Annotated in this window: 5 protein-coding genes and 1 pseudogene; all 6 read right to left on the bottom strand. The window is 71.4% G+C overall.

Features of this window, described 5'->3' with window-relative positions:
• Positions 1-732: 732 nt before the first annotated feature.
• Positions 733-1,149 (bottom strand): hypothetical protein, encoded by a 417-nt coding sequence (locus J7E97_RS31990; RefSeq protein ID WP_215034550.1) that lies wholly within the window; start codon positions 1,147-1,149, stop codon positions 733-735.
• A 51-nt stretch (positions 1,150-1,200) separates the two neighbouring features.
• Positions 1,201-1,479, bottom strand: coding sequence for a hypothetical protein (locus J7E97_RS31985; RefSeq protein WP_251055465.1), 279 nt, complete (start codon positions 1,477-1,479; stop codon positions 1,201-1,203).
• Between the two features lie 1,210 nt (positions 1,480-2,689).
• Positions 2,690-3,985 carry an MFS transporter gene (locus J7E97_RS31980; RefSeq protein WP_215034548.1) on the bottom strand — a complete coding sequence of 432 codons (1,296 nt, stop codon included), beginning with the start codon at positions 3,983-3,985 and terminating at the stop codon, positions 2,690-2,692.
• Positions 3,982-4,518, bottom strand: coding sequence for a transcriptional regulator (locus J7E97_RS31975; protein ID WP_215034546.1), 537 nt, complete (start codon positions 4,516-4,518; stop codon positions 3,982-3,984). The genes J7E97_RS31980 and J7E97_RS31975 overlap by 4 nt, the downstream gene beginning before the upstream one ends.
• A 180-nt stretch (positions 4,519-4,698) precedes the next feature.
• Entirely contained in the window at positions 4,699-6,012 is a 1,314-nt protein-coding gene (gene aroA, locus J7E97_RS31970; RefSeq protein ID WP_215034544.1) for a 3-phosphoshikimate 1-carboxyvinyltransferase, read from the bottom strand.
• Positions 6,009-7,764 (bottom strand): annotated as a pseudogene (locus J7E97_RS31965) (transketolase family protein); the annotation flags it as partial. The gene aroA and the pseudogene J7E97_RS31965, both read right to left, overlap by 4 nt.

The following is a 7,764-nucleotide window of genomic DNA, read 5'->3' as shown; positions in this document are numbered from 1 at the left end:
GGAAAACGCGAGGCCCCTCAGAGGGCCCGTAAGGCCAATGATCACGCTCAACGTGAGGCAGGTCACGGCCACGCCGAGCTGCGCCCAGGCCAGGGCCGGACTGATGCCCGCGGGCTGATCTGAGGTACGTTCAATGGAAGTCACTGGGTTCGGCTCCTGCTGTCTGTCAATGAGATGGGCGAAGGATGAGCGCCGAACATCCGTGACGCGACGGGGAAGTCTCAGGTCAGCCGCCAAGCAAAGGCCTGATGCTTCCCTTCGTCGTTTCGGGAAGTTCGCTTGAGCGCAACGGTACTGAGGACCGGCCCGACGTGGTTGCGCCGTCCCACCGCCCCACCAGGTGACGCAAGTCACATTTCTTGAACTGATCAAAAGGCGGAGCTACTGTCCAGCCGCCCACCCCGACCGCAGGCCGCTCGAAGCTGGCGGGGAGTCAGAAATGCCTGATGGAGGGCTTGTCGGCATGTGTCGGGCTCCTTCCGTGCCACACGGGATCATTTGGCGTTCGAAGCGCTCAAGGGGGGCTGAGTCGCGACCCTTTTCAGTGATAAGCATCACATCAACCCCATTGACTGAGGCTCCTCGCTTGACCTACCCTCCCGCACTCCTCACGAGGCAGGGCGCGCATCGCCCGGTGATCGTCGATCACGCGGGCGACGGCTACAGGCCCTGGTAGTCGCGTCGTGGATCTGACGGTGACTCCGGCGGCGGCCCAGCGGGCCATCGCACGCGTCAGGCGACGCCCAGCTTCGGCCGGCCGACCGGAGCGGGTGGCGTCCGGTGGTACGTCGGCAGCTTCAAGTTGGGCAGGTCCCCCACCTGGATGCGGACGTAGGCCGCGCGAAACGCCGCCTCCATGCTTTCGGGCGTCTCGTACTTCGCCGCGAGCGGGTGCAGCCGGTACGAGTTCCCCTTGCGCTCCTCGCTGCGCGGCCTGAGCACCAGGTTCAAGTCACACAGCGGCGCCATGAGCCCACTGACGGCCTGCGGAGTAACCCCGTACTCGGCCGCCATGTCCTTCTGGCGGACCGGCAGCACTCCACCGAAGTCGCTGCGAGCGACGAGGTACTGGAGGAACTTCACGGCTGAGCCCGACAGAGGCAGCGCCCAGATGCGCTCCGCGACGATCGGAGACATGACGTTAGCCATGGGTCGGCCTTCCTCTGGAACAGGTGCCCGTAGGGGGGTGCGGCAGCTCGGTCATCCGGTACGCCGCCTTCCGCGAACAGTCTCTTCGACGGCGAGGCCGAGGTCGAGCTCTTCCTGCCGTGCGCCTCGCGGACCCACCGCGTAGGGGAACGCCTCGGCGTCGTGGTCGTGTCGGTCCGCGATCTCGGCGAGTACTTGGTGCTGGGCCGTGCTGTTGCCGTGGAACCACAGGCGCACGTTGATCCGGATGCGTCCGTTGCCGGCCTTCTCCACCCAGTTGTATCCGCACAACGCCTGCACGGCGCGGTTGACCGTGGACCGTGTGATCATCTTGCCGCCCTTCTGCGCGATGTCACAGGACCTCCTCGTGGTTCAGGCGGTCCGACACTATCCAAAAAAACAAGCTGCGATTGTCTTTTGGCGTACAGGGGCATCGAATGCCGTCTCTGCTCGGAGCCCGTTCGAACGAGGCACCGAAACTCCACGGTGCGTGAAGTTAGCTTGCCCCCAAGTGCCAGAACTCCACTCCCCCTTGATTTTCATGTGTCGCAGTGACGACACATTCGCGGGCAAGGCGTTCGAGTGAAGGACCACCCCATCGCTCCGACGCACCCTCCTGACCTGCGGCGATAGGCGCGCCATGCGCGCTGCCAAAATCTCCACGAGAGCTTGAGTTTTCCGCGGAATGTGCTCGCCGGAAACACATTCCGAAGCACCAAATGTGTCCTGGGGGACACATGCCGTCGAATAAACCTGCAGGTCACAGCCTTACGACGGCCGCGCCCTCTTACCAAAGAGCAACGTGCCCCATGCCCTCACCAGGTGCCGCCCCCACGAAACGGCTTCCGCCCGGATCCAAGCTGACACACCGCCAGCAGGCAGCTGCCGTACGACGAAGTCCATCCCGGAACCTCAGCCCACACACGCTCACTTCCCGCGGTCCGCGCCTTCGACAGGACCCTCAACTCCCCCTCCTCAGCCCGATCCTTGGGGGGGCACGCATTCCCCCGGCCCTCGTGCCCAGTGAGGGCGCCCCGCGCCCGAGGGGTGCACCGGCGACCGTCAGGGAGCCGGGGCAGGGCATGAGGGGGGCGGGTCCAGGGCGCCCGAGCGCCTGGCGAGGGGGTCTGGGGGGCGAGCAGCCCCCCACGCCAAGGCCGGTCCAGCGCGGCCAGGCGCTGGCGGGGTCCAGGGGCTGGCCCCTGGGACTCACGGTCCGCGGCCGAATACGTACGAGAACCCGGAGCGGAGAGCCCCCGTTCCAATGACGGTGACGGTGAGTGCGTCAGGCTCCGGCCGTTGGCCACGCAGACGGTGAAGGGCCGGACCGTGATCGGTCCGGCCCTTCACCGTCTGCTGCGGGGTGTCAGCCGAGGCCGCCGACGTGGATGACCACGATGGTGACGGTCGCCTCGGTGATCTCGTACATCACCCGGACCTGCGCCCGACGTGCGTCCGGCGAAGGTCCGGGGAGCCGTAGGGGCGCTGCCCTCGGGCCGGGGCTGGTCGGCGAGCGGGTCGACGGCGTTCTTCCTTGGCGTCACAACAAGTCGGGTGCGCTCACCTGGGCGGGGTCCTTGGATGCCGGGTGGTCTGGACCGTCGGCCGGGGCGGCGGCGCGCAGCGCCGCTTCGACCCGGCGGTTGCTGGTCATGGATGCCGTGACGGCCGTCATCGCCAGGAGGAGGCCGGCGGCGGCGTAGAGCGGGGTGCGGATGTCGTAGGTGGTGGCCAGCCAGCCGCCGAGGAAGGCGCCGAACGGGGCGGCGCACATGGCCAGCATGCGGGAGGTGGACGCGACCCGGCCCATGAGGCGGGCCGGGACGATCGCCTGCCGGAGGGAGGGCCCGAGCACCATCGTGGCGCCCATGCCGGCCCCGCAGACGGCGAGCGCCAGCCCGGCCACGTACGGGTTCGGGGCAGCGGCCAGGCCCAGGATGGCAAGCCCTTCGACGGCGGCCGTGCAGGTCAGTGCGGTGCCGGTGCCGAGGCGTCGGCCGAGGAAGGAGGCGATGCCCGCGCCGAGCAGACCGCCGGTGGCCTCCGCCGTGAGGAGCAGGCCGAAGCCGAAGGTGTCGATGCCGAGGCGGTCGTGCGCGAAGAGGGCGAGCACGGTCTCCACGGCGAGGAAGGCGACGTTCCCGACCGCCGGGCGCGGCGCGAGCCCGAGCAGCAACCGGTCCCGGAAGACGTACGAGGCCCCGGCCCGCGCCTGGCGAAGCAGCGACTCGCGGGCCTCCGGTACGGGCCGGGGCATGGCGGGAAGCGACCGTACGAGCAGTGCGGAGAGCGCGAACGACACCGCGTCGGCGAGCAGGGGAACCGCCCGCCCGAGCGCGAGCAGCGCACTGCCCGTGGGCGGCCCCGCGAAGCCGGACGCGGCGGTCTGGGCGCCGCGCAGGCGGGAGTTGGCGCGCTCCAGGAGTGCGGGGTCGCGGCCGAGCAGATCCGGCAGATAGGCCGTGGCGGCCGTGTCGAAGAAGAGTCCGCCGAGGCCGAGCAGGAAGGCGACGGCCGCGAGCAGCGGAATGCTCAGCACGTCGAGCGCGGCCGCCGCCGCCGGTATCGCGAGCAGCACCGCACGCGCCGCGTCCGCGACCCACATCGTGCGCCGGCGGTCCCAGCGGTCCACCAGCGCGCCGCCGAGCACCCCGAAGAGCAGCCACGGCAGCGTCCCGGCGGCCGTGACGACGGCGAGCGCCATCGGATCCCGCGTCAAGGTCAACGCGAGCAGCGGCAGCGCGGCATGCGTCACCCCGTCTCCGAGCGAGGAGATCGTCTGCGCGGTCCACAGTCGTCCGAACCCGGTCGGCAACTTCCGAACGCCTGAGGTCACTTGGCGTCCCCTTCGGCCTGCTCGCGCGATGTCGGGCGGAACAGTGCGAAGACGAGTGACGCGTCCGGCAGCGACGGATCGGACAGCTCCCGGTACTCGTCCGCCAGTGCCTGCAGCCGCGCCCCCAGCTGCGCGAACTGCTCCTCGGTGAGCCGCAGATGCGCCATCCGTACGTGCCGCTCGTCCACCGGCGACGCCTCCAGGTCCGCCACCGCGTGGCGCATCAGCACATCCGGCCCTCCCTCGCCCGGATCCGGCAGCGCGATCGCCCGCGCGGCCATCGCGTAGTACCGCTCGGTGACACCCCGCACCTTCCGCGTCCGCACCACCTTCACCAGGCCGGCCCGCTCCAGCAGCCGCACGTGATAGCTGGAACTCCCCTTCGCAAGGCCCACCCGCTCGGCGATCTGCGTGATCGTCGCCGGCTCGAAGCGGAGCACGGCCATGATCCGGTGGCGCGTGAGATTGGAGACGGCGCGCAGCTGCTCGTCAGTGGTGACGTGAAACGTCTCGGGAAGATCATCGGTAGCCATGCGAGCAATGGTCAACGACTCTTGACCATTGAGCAAGGGGATTCTGCTCGGACCTCCAGGCCCGTGCCAGGTGAACCTCAGCGACCCGCACCGCCGCCGGCGGGCCCCGCGCCCGGCGCAGCGAAGGGTCCGGGATAGCGGATAGCCACTGTCCCGGACCCTGCACGCCGTCGACACACCTCAGCCGAACAGCCGCCCCAGCTCCTCGTGGAACCCGGGGAACGTCTTCGCCACACACGCCGGATCGTCCAGCGTGATGCCCGGTGCCCGCAGGCCCAGCACCGAGAAGGACATCGCGATGCGGTGGTCCCGGTGGCAGTCGATCGTCGCCGGTACGGGGACTCCCGGGTGGACGGTGATCCGGTCCGGGCCCTCCTCCACGCGGATGCCGAGCGCCCGCAGGTTCCCCGCGACGGCGGCGATCCGGTCGGACTCCTTCAAGCGGGCGTGGGCGATGCCCGTGATGGTGACGGGGGCGTCGGCGAGCGGGGCGATCGCGGCCATCGTCATGAACGTGTCCGAGATATCGCCCATGTCGACGGTGAAGCCGCCGCGCAGCGGGTGGGTTCCGATCCCCCCGCCCGTGCCCGTGCCCCCACCCGTGCCCGTGACCTCGGTCCACTCCCCGGTCCTCGTCACCTCCGCCCCCGCGAGCCGCAGGACGTCCACGAACGCGGTGTCCCCCTGCAGGCTGTCGGTGCCGAGGCCCCGGACCCGTACGGTGCGGCCCGTGACGGCCGCCGCCGCGAAGAAGTACGAGGCGGTCGAGGCGTCCGGTTCGATCGTGAGGTCGGTGGCCGCGTACCCGCCCGGATGGACCGTGATCGCGCCGCCCTCCTCCTCCACGCGCGCGCCGAACTGCCGCATCAGGGCCAGCGTCATGTCCACGTAGGGGCGGCTGACCAGGCGCGGCACGTCCACCGTGAGCGGTCCGCCCATCAGCGGCGCGGCCATCAGCAGCCCGGAGAGGTACTGGCTGCTGAGTCCGGAGTCGAGCTCGATGCGGCCGCCGGCCAGCCCGTCCGCGGTGAGGGTGAAGGGCAGGCCCGTGCCCCTCACCCGCGCCCCGAGCCCGGTGAGCGCGTCCAGCAGCGGCCGCAGCGGGCGGGCCCGCAGCTGCTCGGAGCCGTCGAAGACGGTCTCGCCGTGCCCGACGGCCACGAAGGGCGGCAGGAAGCGCGCGGCGGTACCGGCGTCCGCGCACCACACCCGGCCGCGGCCGGCCGGGCCGACGCCGGTGCCGGTGACCTGCCACACCTCGCCGGAGCCGTCTCCGTAGCCCGAGCCGTCGCCGTACCCGTATCCGCCGTCCCCGACGTCGCGCACCCCCGTGCCCAAGTCCGTCAGCGCGGCGCGGAAGGCCAGGGTGTCGTCGCTGACCAGCGGCGCGGAGAGACGGCTGCGCCCCGGGGAGGCGGCCGCGAGCAGCAGCGCCCGGTTGGTGATGCTCTTGGAGCCGGGGATGCGGGCGTCGAGCACGGTCGCGGTACTCATCGTCCCGCGCCGCTCTTGCGCTGCGCGCGCTCGAAGCTCGCGCGGGCGGCCGCGGCGACCTTGGGCGCGGTCAGGCCGTGCAGTTCGTACAGGGACTGGTACGGGGCGGACGCGCCGAAGGAGTCGATGCCGAGCGAGGTGCCGGCCGCGCCGACCAGGGCGTACCAGCCGAGGCTGGAGCCCGCCTCCACGGACACGCGGGCGGCCACCTCGGACGGCAGCACCGCCTCGCGGTACGCCTCCTCCTGCGCGTGGAACCACTCCAGGCACGGCATGGACACGACGCGGGTGGCGAGCCCTTCGGCCTGCAGGATGCGGCGGGCGTCGAGCGCGATGGGCACCTCGCTGCCGGTGGCGATGAGGATGGCCCCGGGGAGGCCGCCGTCGGCCTCGGCCAGGACGTAGCCGCCGCGCGCGGCGCCCTCGGCGGGTGACAGCCCGCTGTCCTCGGTGCGTTCCAGGACGGGCAGGTTCTGCCGGGACAGGCACAGGCCGGCCGGGCGGTCGCCGTTCTCCAGGATGGTGCGCCAGGCGACGACGGTCTCGTTGGCGTCGGCGGGCCGGACCACGTCCAGGCCCGGGATGGCGCGCAGCGACCAGAGGTGCTCGACCGGCTGGTGGGTGGGGCCGTCCTCGCCGAGGCCGATGGAGTCGTGCGTCCACACGTAGGTGACCGGCAGCTTCATCATGGCCGCGAGGCGGACGGCGGGGCGCATGTAGTCGGAGAAGACCAGGAAGGTGCCGCCGTAGGGGCGGGTGCCGCCGTGCAGGGCGATGCCGTTGAGGACGGCGCCCATGGCGTGCTCGCGGATCCCGAAGTGCAGGGTCCGCCCGTACTGGTGCCCGGCGTAGGCCTCGGTCGCCAAATCCTCGGGGATGAAGGAGGGTTCGCCCTTCATGGTGGTGAGGTTGGACTCGGCGAGGTCGGCGGAGCCGCCCCACAGTTCGGGCAGTACGGCGGCCAGCGCGTTCAGCACCTCGCCGGACGCCTTGCGCGTGGCCATCTGGCCGGAGGCGGGGAACACCGGCAGGTGCTCCTGCCAGCCCTCGGGCAGCGCGCCGGCGGAGAGCCGGTCGAAGAGGGCCGAGCGCTCGGGGTTGACGGCGCGCCAGTCGGCCAGGGTCTTGTCCCACTGACGGTGCGCCTCGCGGCCCCGGTCCGCCACCCGGCGGGCGTGGGCCAGGACGTCGGCGGGGACCTGGAAGGAGAGCGAGGGGTCCAGGCCGCTCCGGCCGCCTCCTCGGCGCCGAGCGCGGCTCCGTGGATGCCGCCGGTGTTGCGCTTGCGGGGCGCGGGCCAGCCGATGATCGTGCGCAGCGATACGAGGGAGGGCCGGTCGGTGGTGTCGCGGGCCGTGGTGAGCGCCTGGTGCAGGGCCTGTACGTCCTCCCGGTACTCGCCGCCCGCGGTCCAGTCGACCTCCTGGACGTGCCAGCCGTAGGAGCGGTAGCGCGCGAGGGTGTCCTCGGAGTGCGCGATCTGCCGGTCGTCCTCGATGGAGATGCGGTTCTCGTCGTAGAGGACCACGAGGTTGCCCAGGCGCTGGTGGCCGGCGAGCGAGCTCGCCTCGTGGGCGACGCCCTCCTCCAGGTCGCCCTCGGAGGCGATGGCCCAGATGGTGTGGTCGAAGGGGGAGGCGCCGGGGGCGGCCTCCGGGTCGAACAGGCCGCGCTCGCGGCGGGCGGCCATCGCCATGCCGACGGCGTTGGCGAAGCCCTGGCCGAGGGGGCCGGTGGTGGTCTCCACGCCCG

Source organism: Streptomyces sp. ISL-66 (assembly GCF_018614135.1).
Lineage (GTDB): Bacteria > Actinomycetota > Actinomycetes > Streptomycetales > Streptomycetaceae > Streptomyces.
The sequence above is the reverse complement of the archived record's forward strand: the minus strand, read 5'-3'. Positions and strand labels throughout refer to the sequence as shown.